We start from the raw sequence: 761 nt of genomic DNA on the forward strand, positions 1-761 counted from the left end.
GGGATGTTGCCGTGCTTCTTCGGGGGGAGGGACTCGCGCTTGGTGCGGAGTTGGCGCAGGCCGCGCACGAGGTGGCGGCGGGTTTCGGAGGGCGGGATGACGGCGTCGACGTAACCGCGTTCGGCTGCCGTGTAGGGGTTGAGCAGGGCGTCCTCGTACTCCTGGATGAGACGCGCGCGGACCTCCTCGCGCTCCTCGTCGGAGGCGGCGGCGATGGTGCGGCGGTGCAGGATGTTGACCGCGCCCTGGGCGCCCATCACCGCGATCTGGGCGGTGGGCCAGGCGAGGTTGAGATCGGCGCCCAGGTGCTTGGAGCCCATCACGTCGTAGGCGCCGCCGAAGGCCTTGCGGGTGATGACCGTGATCAGGGGCACCGTGGCCTCGGCGTAGGCGTAGATGAGTTTGGCGCCGCGGCGGATGATGCCCTCGTGCTCCTGGCCCACGCCCGGGAGGAAGCCGGGCACGTCGACGAAGGTCAGGACGGGGACGTTGAAGGCGTCGCAGGTGCGCACGAAGCGGGCCGCCTTCTCGGAGGCGTCGATGTCCAGGCAGCCGGCGAACTGCATCGGCTGGTTGGCCACGATGCCGACCGGGTGGCCCTCGACGCGGCCGAAGCCGGTGAGGATGTTGGGCGCGAACAGGGCCTGGGTCTCGAAGAACTCCCCGTCGTCCAGGACGTGTTCGATCACCGTGTGCATGTCGTACGGCTGGTTGGCACTGTCCGGCACGAGCGTGTCGAGTTCGCGGTCCTCGTCGCTCAG

At 69.5% G+C, this 761-nt stretch carries 1 protein-coding gene; it reads right to left on the minus strand.

Annotation, left to right across the window (positions count from 1 at the left end; translation table 11 throughout):
• Window positions 1-761 (minus strand): acyl-CoA carboxylase subunit beta (locus tag RM704_RS44580; RefSeq protein ID WP_311593575.1); only part of this gene is annotated, 761 nt, incomplete at both ends.

Source organism: Streptomyces gottesmaniae, from assembly GCF_031845845.1.
Lineage (GTDB): Bacteria > Actinomycetota > Actinomycetes > Streptomycetales > Streptomycetaceae > Streptomyces > Streptomyces akebiae.